17 protein-coding genes and 1 tRNA gene are annotated in these 16,400 nt (G+C 41.6%); 16 read left to right on the top strand and 2 right to left on the bottom strand.

Features of this window, described 5'->3' with window-relative positions:
* Positions 1–3: 3 nt before the first annotated feature.
* Entirely contained in the window at positions 4–1,161 is a 1,158-nt protein-coding gene (locus tag G628_RS0111595; protein ID WP_026668301.1) for a cysteine desulfurase family protein, read from the top strand.
* Between the two features lie 23 nt (positions 1,162–1,184).
* On the top strand, positions 1,185–2,387 hold the full coding sequence (gene thiI / locus G628_RS0111590) for a tRNA uracil 4-sulfurtransferase ThiI (protein WP_026656570.1): 1,203 nt from the start codon (positions 1,185–1,187) through the stop codon (positions 2,385–2,387).
* A 186-nt stretch (positions 2,388–2,573) separates the two neighbouring features.
* On the opposite strand, the gene G628_RS0111585 is transcribed toward thiI, so the two are convergent.
* Complete coding sequence (locus G628_RS0111585) at positions 2,574–2,804, bottom strand: HPr family phosphocarrier protein (RefSeq protein ID WP_026656571.1); 231 nt, start codon at positions 2,802–2,804, stop codon at positions 2,574–2,576.
* A gap of 54 nt (positions 2,805–2,858) precedes the next feature.
* Between G628_RS0111585 and mtaB the strand changes: the two genes are divergently transcribed.
* The 13 genes from mtaB (at position 2,859) to G628_RS0111520 (ending at position 14,716) form a co-directional block, all read left to right on the top strand.
* Positions 2,859–4,211: a tRNA (N(6)-L-threonylcarbamoyladenosine(37)-C(2))-methylthiotransferase MtaB gene (gene mtaB / locus G628_RS0111580; RefSeq protein WP_027209205.1), complete on the top strand. Its 1,353-nt coding sequence runs from the start codon at positions 2,859–2,861 to the stop codon at positions 4,209–4,211.
* A 107-nt stretch (positions 4,212–4,318) separates the two neighbouring features.
* Complete coding sequence (locus G628_RS0111575) at positions 4,319–4,594, top strand: IreB family regulatory phosphoprotein (RefSeq protein WP_026668302.1); 276 nt, start codon at positions 4,319–4,321, stop codon at positions 4,592–4,594.
* A gap of 16 nt (positions 4,595–4,610) precedes the next feature.
* The gene (ruvX, locus tag G628_RS0111570; RefSeq protein WP_026656575.1) at positions 4,611–5,033 is read left to right on the top strand and encodes a Holliday junction resolvase RuvX; all 423 of its coding nucleotides are present in this window, start codon (positions 4,611–4,613) and stop codon (positions 5,031–5,033) included.
* A 12-nt stretch (positions 5,034–5,045) separates the two neighbouring features.
* The gene (locus tag G628_RS0111565) at positions 5,046–5,309 is read left to right on the top strand and encodes a DUF1292 domain-containing protein (RefSeq protein ID WP_026514412.1); all 264 of its coding nucleotides are present in this window, start codon (positions 5,046–5,048) and stop codon (positions 5,307–5,309) included.
* A 58-nt stretch (positions 5,310–5,367) separates the two neighbouring features.
* The gene (locus G628_RS0111560) at positions 5,368–7,047 is read left to right on the top strand and encodes a ribonuclease J (protein ID WP_026656576.1); all 1,680 of its coding nucleotides are present in this window, start codon (positions 5,368–5,370) and stop codon (positions 7,045–7,047) included.
* 43 nt (positions 7,048–7,090) lie between these two features.
* A complete protein-coding gene (locus G628_RS18240; protein WP_051199176.1) occupies positions 7,091–7,630 on the top strand; it encodes an endolytic transglycosylase MltG in 540 nt (179 codons plus the stop codon).
* Positions 7,623–8,264 carry an O-methyltransferase gene (locus G628_RS0111550; protein WP_026656577.1) on the top strand — a complete coding sequence of 214 codons (642 nt, stop codon included), beginning with the start codon at positions 7,623–7,625 and terminating at the stop codon, positions 8,262–8,264. The genes G628_RS18240 and G628_RS0111550 overlap by 8 nt, the downstream gene beginning before the upstream one ends.
* Before the next feature lie 16 nt (positions 8,265–8,280).
* Positions 8,281–9,522, top strand: a complete 1,242-nt coding sequence (locus G628_RS0111545; RefSeq protein ID WP_026656578.1) for a peptidase U32 family protein — start codon at positions 8,281–8,283, stop codon at positions 9,520–9,522.
* Between the two features lie 79 nt (positions 9,523–9,601).
* The gene (locus G628_RS0111540; RefSeq protein ID WP_026668304.1) at positions 9,602–11,713 is read left to right on the top strand and encodes a glutamine synthetase III; all 2,112 of its coding nucleotides are present in this window, start codon (positions 9,602–9,604) and stop codon (positions 11,711–11,713) included.
* Between the two features lie 140 nt (positions 11,714–11,853).
* Positions 11,854–11,926: transfer RNA gene (locus tag G628_RS0111535), tRNA-Gln, on the top strand.
* A 163-nt stretch (positions 11,927–12,089) separates the two neighbouring features.
* On the top strand, positions 12,090–12,818 hold the full coding sequence (locus tag G628_RS0111530; RefSeq protein ID WP_026656582.1) for an acyl-[acyl-carrier-protein] thioesterase: 729 nt from the start codon (positions 12,090–12,092) through the stop codon (positions 12,816–12,818).
* Positions 12,819–12,892: 74 nt separating this feature from the next.
* Complete coding sequence (locus tag G628_RS0111525; protein WP_026656583.1) at positions 12,893–13,726, top strand: S1 RNA-binding domain-containing protein; 834 nt, start codon at positions 12,893–12,895, stop codon at positions 13,724–13,726.
* A 9-nt stretch (positions 13,727–13,735) separates the two neighbouring features.
* Complete coding sequence (locus G628_RS0111520; RefSeq protein ID WP_185750463.1) at positions 13,736–14,716, top strand: CPBP family intramembrane glutamic endopeptidase; 981 nt, start codon at positions 13,736–13,738, stop codon at positions 14,714–14,716.
* Between the two features lie 121 nt (positions 14,717–14,837).
* Here G628_RS0111520 and G628_RS0111515 read toward each other — a convergent pair whose 3' ends face one another.
* Positions 14,838–15,026 (bottom strand): YjfB family protein, encoded by a 189-nt coding sequence (locus tag G628_RS0111515; protein WP_026656585.1) that lies wholly within the window; start codon positions 15,024–15,026, stop codon positions 14,838–14,840.
* Positions 15,027–15,274: 248 nt separating this feature from the next.
* Here G628_RS0111515 and G628_RS0111510 point away from each other — a divergent pair, with 248 nt between their 5' ends.
* On the top strand, positions 15,275–16,357 hold the full coding sequence (locus G628_RS0111510) for a PucR family transcriptional regulator (protein ID WP_026656586.1): 1,083 nt from the start codon (positions 15,275–15,277) through the stop codon (positions 16,355–16,357).
* Positions 16,358–16,400: the final 43 nt, after the last annotated feature.

Raw genomic sequence — 16,400 nt, 5'->3', positions numbered from 1 at the left:
GAAATGGAAGCATATTTGGATAACTCGGCTACAACAAGGGCGTTTGATGAAGTTGCGGATCTTGTAGCCAAGGTAATGAAAGAAGAATACGGAAATCCCTCAAGTGTCCATCACATGGGACTTGTTTCGGGAGAGAGACTTGCTCAGGCGAGGGAAACTATTGCGGCAACGCTTAAAGTTGACAGCAATGAGATAGTTTTTACATCAGGCGGAACAGAGTCTGATAACTTTGCGATAATAGGTGCCGCGAGAGCCAATAAATGGCGCGGAAAGCACATCATCACAACATCAATCGAGCATCCTGCGGTACTTGTAACAATGGAGTACCTTCAGAAAGAGGGATTTGAGATAACTTATCTTCCTGTAGATCACGAAGGAAAGGTAAGCCTTGATGATCTTAAGGCTGCAATAAGGGAAGACACAATTCTTGTGTCTATGATGTTTGTAAATAACGAGATCGGAACGATTGAACCGGTTGCGGAAGCGGGAGAGCTTATTAAAGCTATAAACAAAGATATTGTTTTTCATGTTGATGCGGTTCAGGCATATGGAAAGGTTCAGATTCGTCCCAGAGCAATGAATATAGATCTGATGTCTGTGAGCGGTCACAAGATACACGGACCAAAGGGCGTAGGATTTTTATACATCAAAAAAGGAACCAAGATCGTGCCTATATGCTACGGCGGCGGTCAGCAAAAGGGCATGAGATCGGGAACTGAGAATGTGCCGGGAATTGCAGGACTTGCCCTTGCGGCAAAGATGTGCCATGATGATTTCAAAAATCGAATCGAGAAGTTATATGAACTTAAGAAGTATCTCATAGATTCGCTCAATGAGAGAATCACGGATATAAAGATAAACGGACCTTCCTGTGGAGATGGGGCGCCGCACATTGTGAGCCTTTCAATAAAAGGTCTTGCGGCTGAGACGGTTCTAAATATGCTTAGCAGTAAGAAAATATATGTATCTGCGGGAAGCGCATGCTCATCAAATAATCCGCATGTGTCAGATACACTTGTTGCGGTCGGAGTAGAACGAGAACTTCTTGAATCTACGATAAGAATAAGCATGTCTCTTATGACAACCAAGGAGGAAATTGATTTCTTTCTTGATACACTTTGCTCGCAGGTTGAGAATATGCGAATGTTTTATAGACATTGATGTCCTAAGAAAGAGGAAAAGATATGCAGTATCATGCTTTTGTAATTAAATACGCCGAGATCGGCGTTAAGGGAAAAAACAGATATATCTTTGAGGAAGCTCTCGTTAAGCAGATTAAGAGAGTTCTTTCAAAGTGTGACGGTGAGTTTGAGGTTTCAAGAGTTGCGGGAAGAATGTACATTGAGGCCAAGGACTTTGATTTCGATGAGACAGTCGGACAGCTTAAGACTGTATTTGGCGTTACGGGAATCTGTCCGGCGGTTTCGATTGAAAGAGACGGCGAGAACAATCTTCCCGATGTTGACGGAGTTGCGAAGGCTGTAATAGATTTTGTCGACGGAGTTTATCCTGTAAAAAACAAGACATTTAAAGTTAAAGTAAGAAGAGTTGATAAGAGTTATCCCATGGACTCTATGGAACTTGCCGCAGAACTCGGTGCAAGGATCCTTGATGCGTACAGCGAGATGAAGGTTGACGTGCATAATCCCGATATTCTTATCAATGTAGAGCTCAGAGAGAAGCTCAACATCTTTTCTGAAGTTATCCCGGGACCAGGAGGAATGCCGATTGGAACCGCAGGAAAGGCAATGCTTCTTTTGTCGGGAGGAATTGACTCACCTGTAGCAGGATATATGATCGCAAAAAGAGGTGTTGATATTGAGGCTGTTTATTTCAACGCTCCTCCTTATACAAGTGAGAAGGCTAAGCAGAAAGTTATCGATCTTGCAGGCGTTATCGCAAAGTACACAGGCAGAGTAAAGCTTCATGTCATCAACTTTACAGATATACAGATGTATATTTACAAGCAGTGTCCTCATGATGAACTTACTATTATCATGAGAAGATATATGATGAGAATCGCCGATACACTTGCTCAGAACTCAGGATGCATGGGACTTGTAACAGGTGAGAGTATAGGACAGGTTGCTTCACAGACTATGCAGAGTCTTATGTGCACGGGAGAAGTTGTTACCGATATTCCTGTTTACAGACCTCTTATTGCTTTTGATAAGCAGGATATTGTGGATATCTCATACAAGATTGACGCTTATGAGACATCTATTCTTCCATACGAGGATTGCTGCACGATCTTTGTTGCTAAGCATCCCGTTACAAAGCCAAGGGCTGATATTATCAGAAAACATGAAGAGAATCTCAGTGAAAAGATTGATGAACTCGTGAAGACTGCTCTTGAGACAGATGAAGTTATTGTGATTGAGAAGTAAGTGAAGTGCGTAAGGGAGATGTAATAATGAGGTTCTGATCTCGGCATAAATGCCTCAACAGAACTAAGTTCGATTACAGAAATCATAGATTTCTTATCTCACTTATCGCTAAGTGCTCTGCGCAAAAAAAGGTCATCCCATAAGGGATGACCTGAATAATCTTTTTTGGGGATCTGATGTTTTTTATCAGATCAAATAAGGTTTTAAGATATCGAGAACTTCGTCTGCACCGTCCTCAGCGTGGATATTAAGGTCGATCGGCTTAGAAAGGTCGAGTGAAAAAATACCCATAATAGACTTAGCATCGATAACATATCTTCCCGAAACGAGATCGAAGTCATAATCAAACTTTGTGATGTCGTTTACGAAGGATTTTACCTTGTCGATTGAATTAAGTGAAATCTTAACGGTCTTCATTGCGCAAATACCTCCTTCTTTTCTTTATAGTAAACGTAGAAAGTGTAAAAGTCAATGCAAAAAAACATCAGAAACCTAAAGATTGCATTGCATAATCTTGGGTGCAAAGTAAATAACTATGAAATGGATGTTATGGCCCAGAAAATCAAGGAAGCGGGCGGCATAATCGTGCCTTTTGGAGAGAAGGCTGACATCTATATTATCAATACATGTACGGTCACAAATATCGCCGACAGAAAGTCCAGGCAGATGCTTCATAAGGCAAAAAAAGAGAACCCCGATTCTGTTGTCGTGGCGGTCGGATGTTATGTTGAGACAGGTATTGAAGGTGTCAAAAAAGATGAATGCATAGACCTTGCGGTCGGTAATAACAAGAAGTCAGAGATAGTCGAGATCCTTGATGAATTTTTGGAGATCAAGAACGAGACTGATGACAAGACTCTTGGCGGAACATCCATAATAGATATAAATAAAACTTCCGAATATGAAGACATGACTCTAAGCGAACTTCCCGGAAGAACAAGGGCGTATATTAAGATTCAGGACGGATGCAATCAGTTCTGTACTTACTGTGTTATTCCATATGCAAGAGGAAGAATACGCAGCAGAGATATGGAAGAGATTCTTTCCGAGATAAAGGGACTTGTACAGAAGGGCTGCAAAGAAGTGGTTCTTACCGGAATCCACATAAGTTCATACGGAGTTGATAAAGGACAATCGGCTGTAATAGATCTTGTGGAAAAGATAAATGATATCGAAGGACTTGAGAGAGTAAGATTAAGCTCTTTGGAGCCGAGGATCATAACAAAAGAAAATGCCAAAAGACTTGGCGCACTTAATAAGCTCTGTCCTCATTTCCATCTTTCGCTTCAGAGCGGATCTGATTCTGTTCTTAAGAGAATGAACAGGCATTATACGGCAGCAGATTTTAAGAACGGAGTGGAGTATCTTCGAGAAGTTTTCGGGGATCCTGCGATAACAACCGATATTATTGTCGGCTTTCCGGGCGAGACAGAGGAAGAATTTGAAGAGTGCAGAAAATTTGTTGAAGACATTAACTTCTACGAAATACATGTCTTTAAGTATTCGCCGAGAAAAGGCACGGTTGCTGCCGGAATGAAGGAACAGCTCACTGACAGGCAGAAGAGTGAGAGAAGTGATGTACTTCTGGATCTTACAAAAGCACAGTCAAAGAGCTACCGAGAAGGGTTCATTGGCAAAGAACTTTCGGTTCTCTGGGAAGATACCGAAGAGATAAATAAGATTACATATGTTATCGGTCATACTGACAGGTATGTCAGAGTTGCGGTTCCCGAGAGCGAAGCAAACGCTTATGGTGCGATAAGCGGTGAGATTTCCAAGGTGATTCCGAGAAGATTTCTGAATACCGATACATTGCTTATTTGAATACAGTAGTGTAATATTAAGATATATAGTGAAATATCAGAATTTAAGCGGCCGGTTTATGGCAGCTTCAAAATATAAAATTTTTTATGATGAATGGAGATAAAAATATGGCAGAACAGAATTTGGGTAACACTCAGTTTTTTAAAGTCGAAGCTGATCCTGATACGGGTGTTAAAAAAGTTCTTTCGGTTGTTTATGATGCCCTGCTTGAGAAAGGATACAATCCGGTTAATCAGATCGTAGGTTACATTATGTCAGGCGATCCGACTTATATTACAAGCCACAAGGGAGCAAGAAGCCTTATTATGAAGGTTGAGCGTGATGAACTTGTGGAAGAGATGCTTACAGAGTATATCAAGAGCAACGAGTGGGCAAGAAAATAATAAGAGAGTAGTATCAATGCGAATAATGGGTCTTGATTACGGATCTCGAACTGTAGGGGTGGCTTTGAGTGATGAGCTGCTTCTTACTGCGCAGGGAAAAGAAATAATCCGTAGGAAAGAAGAAAACAAACTTAGAAGAACACTGGCACGCATAGAAGAACTCATAACCACTTACGGCGTAGAGAAGATAGTTTTGGGCCTCCCCGTCAATATGGATATGACGCCTTCTGAGCGTTCGCAGTTGTGCCTTGAATTCAAGGATAGAATAGAAAGACGTACCGATGTCCCCGTGATAATGTGGGATGAAAGACTTACAACAGTAGCAGCCGATGAGATTATGGACGAACTCGGAATAAAAGGTCGTGAAAGAAAAGAGTATGTCGATATGATCGCTGCGCAAGTTATCCTTCAGGATTATCTGGATAACAGAAAAGAATAATGGTGATTAATTTTGGAAAAGATTATATTTAGTCCCGACGGTGGTGAAGCTGTAGAGTTTTATTGCCTCGAGCAGACAGTGATAGGTGCAAAGACTTATTTACTTGTCACAGATGAAGAAGATGGTGACGGAGAGGCGCTGATTTTGCGCGACGACTCCGATATAAAAGATGAAGAAGCGGTTTATGTTATTGTAGACGACGACTTGGAACTGGATGCAGTTGCAGGTGTATTTCGTAAGCTGCTTTCTGAGGATGGCATAGATCTCGATATTTAACGGGCAAAAGGTTAATATCCGGTTCTACGCATCCGCCATAGAAGTGGAGGAATAATTATTGAGCAAGAAAAAAACTGAAAACGAGTCCAAACTGCAGATCATACCTTTGGGTGGTCTTGAGCAGATTGGAATGAATATCACTGCCTTCAGATATGAAGACAGTATTATTGTAGTGGATTGCGGTCTGTCTTTCCCTGATGACGATATGTTGGGAATCGACCTTGTAATCCCCGATGTTACTTTTTTACAGGAGAACATCGATAAGGTGAAGGGCTTTGTGATCACTCACGGCCACGAAGATCACATCGGAGCGCTTCCTTACATTTTGCATGAGCTTAATGTCCCTGTGTATGCGACAAGGCTTACAATGGGAATTATCGAGCACAAGCTCGAGGAGCATAATTTACTTAAGAGCACCAGAAGAAAAGTTGTAAAATTCGGACAGTCTATCAATCTCGGCCAGTTTAGAGTCGAGTTCATCAGAACAAATCATTCTATTGTAGATGCAGCGGCGCTTGCAATCTATTCGCCTGCTGGAACCGTGGTTCATACCGGAGATTTCAAGGTTGATTACACACCCGTCTTTGGAGATCCGATCGATCTTCAGAGATTTGCTGAGATTGGTAAAAAGGGCGTTTTGGCAATCATGTGCGATTCCACAAATGCTGAGAGACCGGGATTTACTGCTTCTGAGAAGACTGTCGGAAGAGCTTTTGACAATCTTTTTGAAGAACATGAGAATTCAAGAATAATTATCGCAACATTCGCATCCAACGTTGACAGAGTTCAGCAGATCATAAATACAGCACACAAGTGCGGAAGAAAAGTTGTTATTGAAGGCCGAAGCATGGTCAGCATTATTGATATTGCCCAGAGACTTGAGTGTCTTCAGATTCCGGATGACACGCTTGTCGATATCGATAATATCAAGAACTATCCTGACAACAAGACAGTTATCATTACAACCGGAAGTCAGGGAGAGAGTATGGCTGCCCTCAGCAGAATGGCAAGCGGACAGCACAGAAAGATTTCTATCGGTGCCGGAGATACGGTTATTTTCTCATCTCATCCGATTCCGGGAAATGAGAAAGCTGTAACAAATATAATCAATGAACTTCAGATGAAGGGCGCTGATGTAATTTTCCAGGATGTACATGTTTCCGGACACGCGTGTCAGGAAGATATAAAGCTTATCTATACGCTTGTTAAGCCTAAGTATTCTATCCCTGTTCACGGTGAATACAGGCATCTTATCGCACAGAGAAAGATTGCAAAAGAACTTGGAATACCAAAAGAAAATATCTTCATATTGCATTCAGGTGATATACTTGAACTTGATGAAAATAGTGCTAAAGTAAAAGGAAAGGTTTCTGCGGGAGCAATTCTTGTTGACGGACTTGGTGTCGGAGACGTTGGAAATGTTGTCCTCAGAGACAGACAGCACCTTGCCGAGGATGGTATAGTAATAGTAGTATTCGGACTTGATAAGGCTAGCGGCCAGCTTGTTTCCGGACCGAGTATTGTTTCAAGAGGATTTGTATATGTAAGGGAGTCGGACAAGCTGATCGACGATGCAACGGATCTTGTTTTGGACGAAGTTACCGAAGCTCTTGAAAAGGGAGTGACTGACTGGGGCAAGCTTAAGAATATTGTTAAAGAAGTCCTCAGCGATTACATATGGAAGAAGACAAAGAGAAGACCCATGATAATGCCGATAATCATGGACACAAATTTCTGATACGAACGGGTTATTTGTCGTATCACTTAAGGGGAATAGCTATATGAATTCAAGAAAACTGGGATATGGAATTTTTGATTCCACAACAAAGATTGTTTTTGTAGTTGTAGTAGCGCTTATCATAATTGGAGGCGCAAAGACAGCTTATTACTACGGTTATCATCTTTTTAATCAGACAGCAGTGTATGACGGAGACGGTGACGGAGAAACAGTCAGCGTTACCATTGAAGACGGAGACGATGCCGGCGCTATAGCAGAGAAGCTTGCTGATGCAGGTCTTATAAAAGATAAGAGACTCTTTAAGATGCAGGAGAAGTTTTCTGATTGTAAAGGAAAAGAAAAAGCCGGTACATATGAGCTTAATACTAAGATGACTCCCGAAGATATGCTCAAGACAATGTCAGGCCTTGTACTTAGCGAGGATGGCAAGACATGGGTAGAAGCTACAACTGATTCGTCTTCAGGCGGAAACAAGGCATTGGAGGAAGAGGAAGATCTTGCTCCTGAGGAAGAGGAAGAGCCTGTAGAAACAGAAGGCGAAGATACCGAAGAAAGCGAAGGAGAAGAGAAAGAGAGTGATTGATCAGGATAGGATGACAGCGTTTATCAATTCGCTGGACAGAGGTAACACTCCATTTCTTGATGAACTAGAAAGAGAAGCGAAGGCCGGCGATGTCCCCATTATAAGGAAGGACACGCAGGCACTTCTTAAGTTCCTGATGGCGCAGGCAAGACCCGAGAATATTCTTGAGGTCGGCTGCGCTGTTGGCTTTTCGGCACTTTTGATGGCGGAATATTCGGGTAAAGACACCAAGATAACCACCATAGAGAAATACGAGAAAAGAATTCCCGTAGCAAAAGAGAATTTCAAAAAATACGATTCTAACAATAAAATCACACTTTTGGAGGGTGATGCGACTGAGATCTTAAAAACGCTTTCCCAAGGGTATGATTTTATTTTTATGGATGCGGCTAAAGCGCAATATATAAATTTTTTACCCGAGTGTCTGAGGATACTTAATAAGGGAGGTCTGCTCGTTTCTGATAATGTGCTTCAGGACGGCGATGTTATAGAATCAAGATTTGCCGTTACGAGAAGAGACCGCACCATTCATGCAAGAATGAGAGAGTATCTGTATGAACTGAAACACAATGATGCATTAAACACGGTTATTTTGACAGTTGGCGACGGTATGGCACTGTCTGTAAAGTTGTAAAGGTATGGAGATTAGAATGAAAAAACCGGAATTACTTATTCCCGCAAGCAGTTTGGAAGTACTTAAAACTGCGGTAATATTTGGAGCGGACGCCGTTTATATCGGCGGCGATGCCTTTGGGCTCAGAGCTAAGGCTAAGAATTTCAGCCCCGAGGAGATGAAAGAAGGAATAGAGTTTGCACATGAACACGGTGTAAAAGTTCATGTCACCGTGAATATTTTGGCACATAACTACGATCTTGACGGCGTTGACAAATACCTTCATGAGTTAAAAGAACTTAAGCCCGATGCGCTTATAATCGCGGATCCGGGTATATTTATGAAGGCAAGAAAAATCTGTCCCGAGATAGATATTCACGTTTCAACTCAGGCTAACAACACAAACTACGAGACATACAATTTCTGGTATGATCTTGGCGCGAAGAGAGTTGTTGCGGCAAGAGAGCTTTCGCTTAATGAGATAAAAGAGATCAAGGAGAGGATTCCTGAGGATCTTGAGATGGAGTGCTTCATTCACGGGGCTATGTGCATTTCATATTCGGGAAGATGTCTTTTGTCCAACTATTTCACAGGAAGAGATGCCAATCACGGAGCTTGCACGCATCCTTGCAGATGGAAGTATGCCGTTGTTGAGGAAAAAAGACCGGGCGAGTACCTTCCGGTATATGAGAATGACAGAGGTACTTACATCTTTAACTCCAAAGATCTGTGCATGATAGAGCATATACCTGAGCTTGTAAATGCGGGCGTTGACAGTTGCAAGATTGAGGGAAGAATGAAAACCGCTCTATATGTTGCGACTGTTGCAAGAACATACAGAAAAGCAATAGATGATTTCTTTGAATCCGAAGAGAAGTACAGGGAGAACATGCCCTGGTACAAGGAGCAGATTTCTAAGTGCACATACAGACAATTTACGACAGGCTTTTATTTCGGAAAGCCCAGCGATGAGACGCAGATCTATGATGTCAATACATATGTAAATGAGTACATCTACCTTGGAATCGTGAATGAAATCGATAACAGGGGTTATGCTAAGATTGAGCAGAGAAACAAGTTCTCTGTCGGAGATGAGATTGAGATCATGAAGCCTGACGGAACCGATGTAAAAGTTACGGTGAAGGCGATGTACAACGAGGATGGAGAGAGCGTGGAATCCTGCCCTCATCCCAAGCAGGTTTTGTATGTGGAACTTTCTGAGGCTGCGGAGAAATATGACATACTCAGAGTCCCTTCAAAAGAAAATGAGAAAAAATAATAATATTTTGGTAGTAGTTTTTGAAAAGTTGATGTAAACTTTTAAACAGTTAAATTTTGCAGTATAGAAAGGGGCACTGATGAGCAATAGGGTGAACGTAGAAGAGATATTCGGACAGAACGTTTTTACTCTTGCAAAGATGAGAGAAAGACTTCCAAAGAATGTTTACAAAGAGGTTGTTAGCGTTACGGAGCATGGCGGAGAATTATCAAAAGAATCTGCCGATGTTGTCGCAAATGCTATGAAAGAGTGGGCTGTTGAGAACGGAGCAACACATTTTACGCACTGGTTCCAGCCACTTACAGGTATTACAGCCGAGAAACATGATTCATTTGTAGGAAGCGCTGATAAAGACGGAAGGATGCTTACTTCTTTTTCAGGAAAAGAGCTGATAAAGGGTGAGCCTGATGCTTCATCTTTCCCATCAGGTGGACTCAGAGCCACATTTGAGGCAAGAGGATATACAACATGGGATATCACTTCACCTGCATTCCTTAAGGAATCCGGAGCAGGCGTTACACTTTGCATTCCCACTGCCTTTTGCTCATATACAGGAGATGCGCTTGATAAGAAGACTCCACTCCTTAGATCGATGGAGGCAATTAACAAGCAGGCACTCAGAATAGTAAGGCTTTTCGGTAATACTACAGCCACAAAAGTTAATGTATCCGTAGGACCGGAACAGGAATATTTCCTTGTTGACTGGGATAAAGCAATGAAGAGAGAGGATCTTCTTTTCACAGGAAGAACTCTTTTCGGTGCTATGCCTCCCAAGGGACAGGAGATGGAAGATCATTACTTCGGAGTTATCAGAGAAAGAGTCGGTGAGTTCATGAACGATCTCAACGTTGAGCTCTGGAAACTAGGAGTTCCCGATAAAACACAGCACAACGAGGTTGCTCCCGGACAGCATGAACTTGCACCCGTCTATGAGACAGCCAATATCGCTGTAGATCACAATCAGATCATTATGGAGACCATGAAACGTGTTGCTGAGCATCATCACATGAGATGCCTTCTTCACGAGAAGCCTTTTGCCGGTGTTAACGGTTCAGGTAAGCATGATAACTGGTCTCTTTGCACAGATGACGGTGTAAACCTTCTCGATCCCGGTGATACACCCAATAAAAACGTACAGTTCCTTTTTGTACTTGCATGTATCTTAAAGGCTGTTGATACACACGCAGATCTTCTCAGACAGAGCGCTTCAGACGTAGGAAATGATCACAGACTCGGTGCTGACGAGGCTCCTCCGGCTATTATTTCCGTATTCCTCGGAGAGCAGCTTGAGGACGTTGTAAGACAGCTTATTGAGACAGGTGTTGCAAAGTCCAGCAAAAAGGGCGGCAAGCTTAAGACCGGTGTTTCAACACTTCCTCAGTTTGAGAAAGATGCTACAGACAGAAACCGTACATCTCCTTTTGCATTTACAGGAAATAAATTCGAATTCAGAATGGTTGGATCTTCTGATTCTATGGCAAGTTCCAACACTACACTTAATACAATCGTTGCGGAGACATTCTGTGAAGCTGCCGATATCCTCGAGAAGGCTGAAGATTTCGATATGGCAGTACATGACCTTATCAAGGAATATCTCACAGATCACCAGAGGATCATCTTCAACGGTGACGGATATTCTGACGAGTGGGTAAAAGAAGCTGAGAGACGCGGACTTCCAAATATCAAGTCCACGATTGAAGCAGCAGATACACTCACGACAGAGAAAGCTATCGATCTCTTCAACAGATTCGGCGTTTATACAAAGACAGAGCTTGAATCAAGAAGAGAGATCATATTTGAATCATATGCTAAGACAATCAACATCGAAGCACTTACAATGATCGATATGGCTTCGAAGCAGATCATTCCTGCTGTTATGAAGTATGCCGGAAGAGTTGCGACAGATGTTAATCAGATCAAGGCAGCAGGTGTTGATGCATCTGTTGAAGTTGCCGAGCTCAAGGAAATCCAGGAGCAGCTTGGCAAGATGAAAGATGCTCTCGACAAGCTTAAGGCAAGCGAAGAGAAAGCACGCAAGATCAAAGATCAGCGCGAACTTGCTTTCTTCTACAAGGATAAGGTTCTTCCTATCATGGAAGCTCTCAGAACTCCTGCCGATAAGCTCGAGATGCTCGTAGATAAGAAAGACTGGCCTATTCCTACATACGCAGATCTTTTGTTTGAAGGTTGATTGAGCAAAAAAATAGGGTGCTAAAAGTTATTTTTTGCACCCTATTTTTTATAATTTGTATTTTTTGAAAAAACTTAAAATAAATTTTGAAAAAGTACTTGCATTTTTATGATACCTCACGTATAATCATTTCTTGTCGGTGGGCTATCGCCAAGCGGTAAGGCAACGGACTCTGACTCCGTCATTACGTAGGTTCGAATCCTACTAGCCCAGCTATATTGATAAAGCGAGATTGGAGACAATCTCGCTTTAATTTTTATATTCAGGTCATACGGAGTATTCTGCATGATATATAATTTGTTACATGTTGTAGAATGTCAAAAAGGTTTGTCTTCCGTGAATACAAGCTGTTTGACGACTATAGAAGGAGAAATGCATGTATACATTCAATTCAAGGATAAGATACAGCGAAATAGACAGAAGCGGAGAGCTTACGCTTGAGTCACTAATAGATTATTTTCAGGATTGCTCCACGTTTCAGACACAGGACGGACCGGCATCAATGGAATATCTTAGGGATAAGGGAATTGTCTGGGTTCTTTCGTCATGGCAGATCGTTGTGAACAGATATCCCAAGCTGTGCGAGGATGTTGTTATCGGAACTGTTCCGTATGAACTCAGAGGTGCTATCGGCTATAGAAATTTCTTCATGGATACAAAGGATGGAGAGAGACTTGCGGTCGCCAATTCAATCTGGACCCTTGTAGACATAGAAAAAGGCTTTCCAAGTAGGATAACAGATGAAATTTTAAAAGCGTATCCGCTTGAGCCTAAACTTGATATGAAGTATGAAGACAGAAAGATTGAGATTTCCGAAGAAGATGAAAGATTCTGGGGAGAAGAGATACAGGTAAAGCAGCACAACCTTGATACCAACAATCACGTAAATAACGGACAGTACGTAAGAATCGCCATGGACTGTCTCCCTAAGCGTGATCTTAAGATTGTTGCCATGCGCGCCGAGTACAAAAAACAGTCAAGGCTTGGAGATGTTCTTTGCCCTGTTGTTATTATGAGTAAAAAAGATGATAATGATAAGTATATAGTAAGTCTTAACGGAGAAGACGGAAAACCTGTATGCGTAGTTGAGCTTATTACTGCTTGATACGGTAATATAAATATATAACATGATAATGCAGAACTGATTACTGCAGATACTAAGAGGACGGAGGAACCTAAATGATCAAACTTGGAGAAAAACAGGAACTTGAAGTAATAAAGAAAGTTGATTTCGGTGTATACCTTGCGGAGGAGAGCGGAAGTGACGAAAAAGTTCTTTTGCCCGGAAAACAGGTACCCGAGGGATGCGATATCGGAAGCAGATTGGAAGTGTTTATATACAAGGATTCCGATGACAGACTAATCGCAACGACTAAGACACCCAAGATAATGCTTGGCGACGTACGAATGCTCAAGGTAAAAGAGACGAGTAAGATCGGAGCGTTTATGGACTGGGGACTTGAAAAAGACGTCCTTCTTCCATTCAAGGAGCAGACAAGGAAAGTCAGAGCGGGCGAAGAAGTTCTTTGCGCAATGTATATTGATAAGAGTAGCAGACTTTGTGTTACTATGAATGTATACAATTATCTTTTGGATAAGAGCCCTTATTCCAAAGATGATAAGGTTATGGGAACGGTTTATGAATTAAGTGACAATTTTGGGGCATTTGTTGCGGTTGACGATATTTATTCGGGGCTTATTCCAAAGAAGGAATTATATGGCAATATTGAGATTGGAAGCAGCGTAAATGCCAGAGTTGTATCTGTCAGGGAAGACGGAAGGCTTAACTTAAGCGTTAGAGAAAAAGCATATCTTCAGATGGATGCCGATGCAGAAAAGCTTCTTGATATGCTTGAAAAGGGTGGCGGAAAGATTCCTTTTAACGACAAAGCAGCACCTGAGCTTATTCGTGATAAGACCGGTATGAGTAAGAATGAGTTCAAAAGAGCTGTCGGTAGACTTCTCAAAGAAGGCAAGATTGAGATTAAACCGGATTCAATTGTGAGGAAATAAAATATGGGTATGGATTACAAAAAAGCGAACATTGCGTTCTTTTTCATGGTATTGTCAACGTTCGTGATTATGATTTACATTTCTTTTTGGCAGGCGTTTACGGGAAAAAACCTGTCGCTCCCGATAAATAATGCACTTTGCGAGTTGATGATACTTATTCCGTCTGTTGCGGTCATATTCTATAGCGGTGAGGGGCTGCTGTCGGTCATACCGCTCAAGAAGGTAAAGATCAGCACGGCATTATTGTCGGTACTCTATGTGATTACGTTGTTCCCACTTGTTGGTTTGGTAAACGCAATATCCATGATGTTTGTGGATAACGCAGTTGCTTCTATAAGCGATCAGATGGTTGAATACCCGATGGTGCTTATGGTTGCTTCAATAGGCTTATTTGGACCGTTTGTTGAGGAAATCATATTCAGGGGAGTTATATTCCAGAGTTACAGAAGAACGGGCAGGGTGCTTGCATCAATGATCCTTTCGGCAGTGCTCTTTGGAATGATGCATCTTAACTTTAACCAGTTTGCATACGGAGCCGTAATGGGATTTATGTTCTGTCTCATGGTTGAAGCGACAGGCAGTGTCATCCCGTCGTTTATAGCGCATGCGGTGTTTAATTCCTATGAAGTAATGACAATATATTTTGCGTTAGATAGTAGTGAGGAAGTAGCGAATGCCGAAACTTTGGCGGATAAGCTTCCCGAAGGCGTGATGCAGGCGCTCATGCTTATATTCCTGTTAGTATTTTCGATCATATTTACCGCGCTTGCTATTTTAATAGTTAAAAAGATGGCGAAGATTGAGGGTAGACAGGATTATATCGACAAATTGAGATTTTGGAAGAAAAAAGAGGAGCCTGACATCATGAATATGACAGGGATTCAGGTTGAGGAAAAGAAGCAGTCTCTTTTCACTGTTCCTCTTGTAATTGTAATGATCTTATCAATAAGCTTTATGATCTACAGCGCTGTTGCTTTGCAGGGCGTTTGATGTATAAATCCGGGGGAGCCGGTCCGATTGGTGGTTTTCCGGCATAATTCTCAAAAAGAAAAAATAAGAAATAAAAATGCCCGTAGCTTAATGCCACGGGCAAGTTTTCTGATGGCGTATTTCAAAGACTTATATCGATGTTTGAACCGATATTGGGGTTAACGGAAGTTTCCGATACAGATTCGATACCTGCGATCATATTCTGTCCGGCTGCTTCCATAGTGTCCAGATTTTTGGATAGCATTGCTACGCCTACATCTGTGAGTATGCGATTTTGAGATAAAGCCATCGATAAGGAAGGTATGTCCATATAGCACCTCCTGTTTTTGTGTATAAAACACTTTTTCTTATTTTGTATATCGATAATATTACATCAAAAACTTAGCATTATTTCAAATAATATGATACCAAAAAGGGGATTCTTTTTTGGTAATATTGACGAGCAAAACAAAAAAATGTACAAAAAATGGCATGTAAAAGGTAGATTTTATTGTACATATATATTAAAATGGCTATGTATATTATTCAGCGGCCGAAAGGTTGCGGAAAGAGTGGCAAATGATTTCAAATCAAATTCTCCAAAACACAATTGACGGACTTAAGAACATAGCACACGTTGAGTTATATGTTCTGGACATTGATGGCAAGGAAGTTGCGGCTACATCACAGGAAATTGGTAATGTTGCGGCTGTTGCCAGAGATTTTGTGAAATCTCCGGCAGATTCACAGGAGATACAGGGATATCAGTATTTTAAGATATATGACGAGCAGCAGCTTGAATATATTCTGATCTGTACGGGAACCGGCGAGAACATCTATATGCTGGGCAAGATGATCGCGTACCAGATCCAGAGTCTGCTTATCGCGTACAAAGAGCGTTTTGACAAGGATAACTTTATCAAGAATCTTTTGCTTGATAACCTTCTTCTTGTTGACATATACAGTAGGGCAAAGAAGCTTCATATTCAGTCGGATGCGAAGAGAATAGCTATGATTGTTGAGACATCAAGCGGAAGAGACAGCAATGCTCTTGAGCTTGCCAGAACTCACTTCGGAAATGCAAATGATTTCGTTACTGAAGTAGACGAGGACAATATCATCATAGTTAAGGATGTGAACGATTACGCTAAGCCGTCGGATATTTCGAAGATTGCGGAAGAGATGATCGCAACTCTTACTAAGGACGGACTTACAGGCGTCAGGATCGCATACGGAACAGTGGTAGGCGAGATCAAAGAGGTAAGTAGATCGTACAAGGAAGCGAAGATGGCACTGGATGTCGGCAAGATCTTCTTTGACGAAAGAAAGGTTATCTGCTACAGCGAACTTGGAATCGGAAGACTTATCTATCAGCTTCCCATTCCGCTATGTAAGATGTTTATCAAAGAAATCTTTGGCGGAAGAAATCCTGATGATTTCGATCAGGAGACACTCACAACAATTGATAAGTTCTTTGAGAACAGCCTTAATGTATCAGAGACTTCAAGACAGCTTTTCATTCACAGAAACACACTCGTGTACAGACTTGATAAGCTGCAGAAGAGTACGGGGCTTGATCTTAGGGTGTTTGACGATGCGATTACATTTAAGATCGCTCTTATGGTTGTCAGATACATGAAATACATGGACAGAATTTCATAATCCTATTTTGAACGGTAGGAAGAATCTTTTTTATATAAACACA

Source organism: Butyrivibrio hungatei NK4A153, from assembly GCF_000424465.1.
Classification (GTDB): Bacteria; Bacillota; Clostridia; order Lachnospirales; family Lachnospiraceae; genus Butyrivibrio; species Butyrivibrio hungatei_A.
Note: the sequence above shows the minus strand (reverse complement) of the source record. Positions and strands in the feature narration are given on the sequence as shown.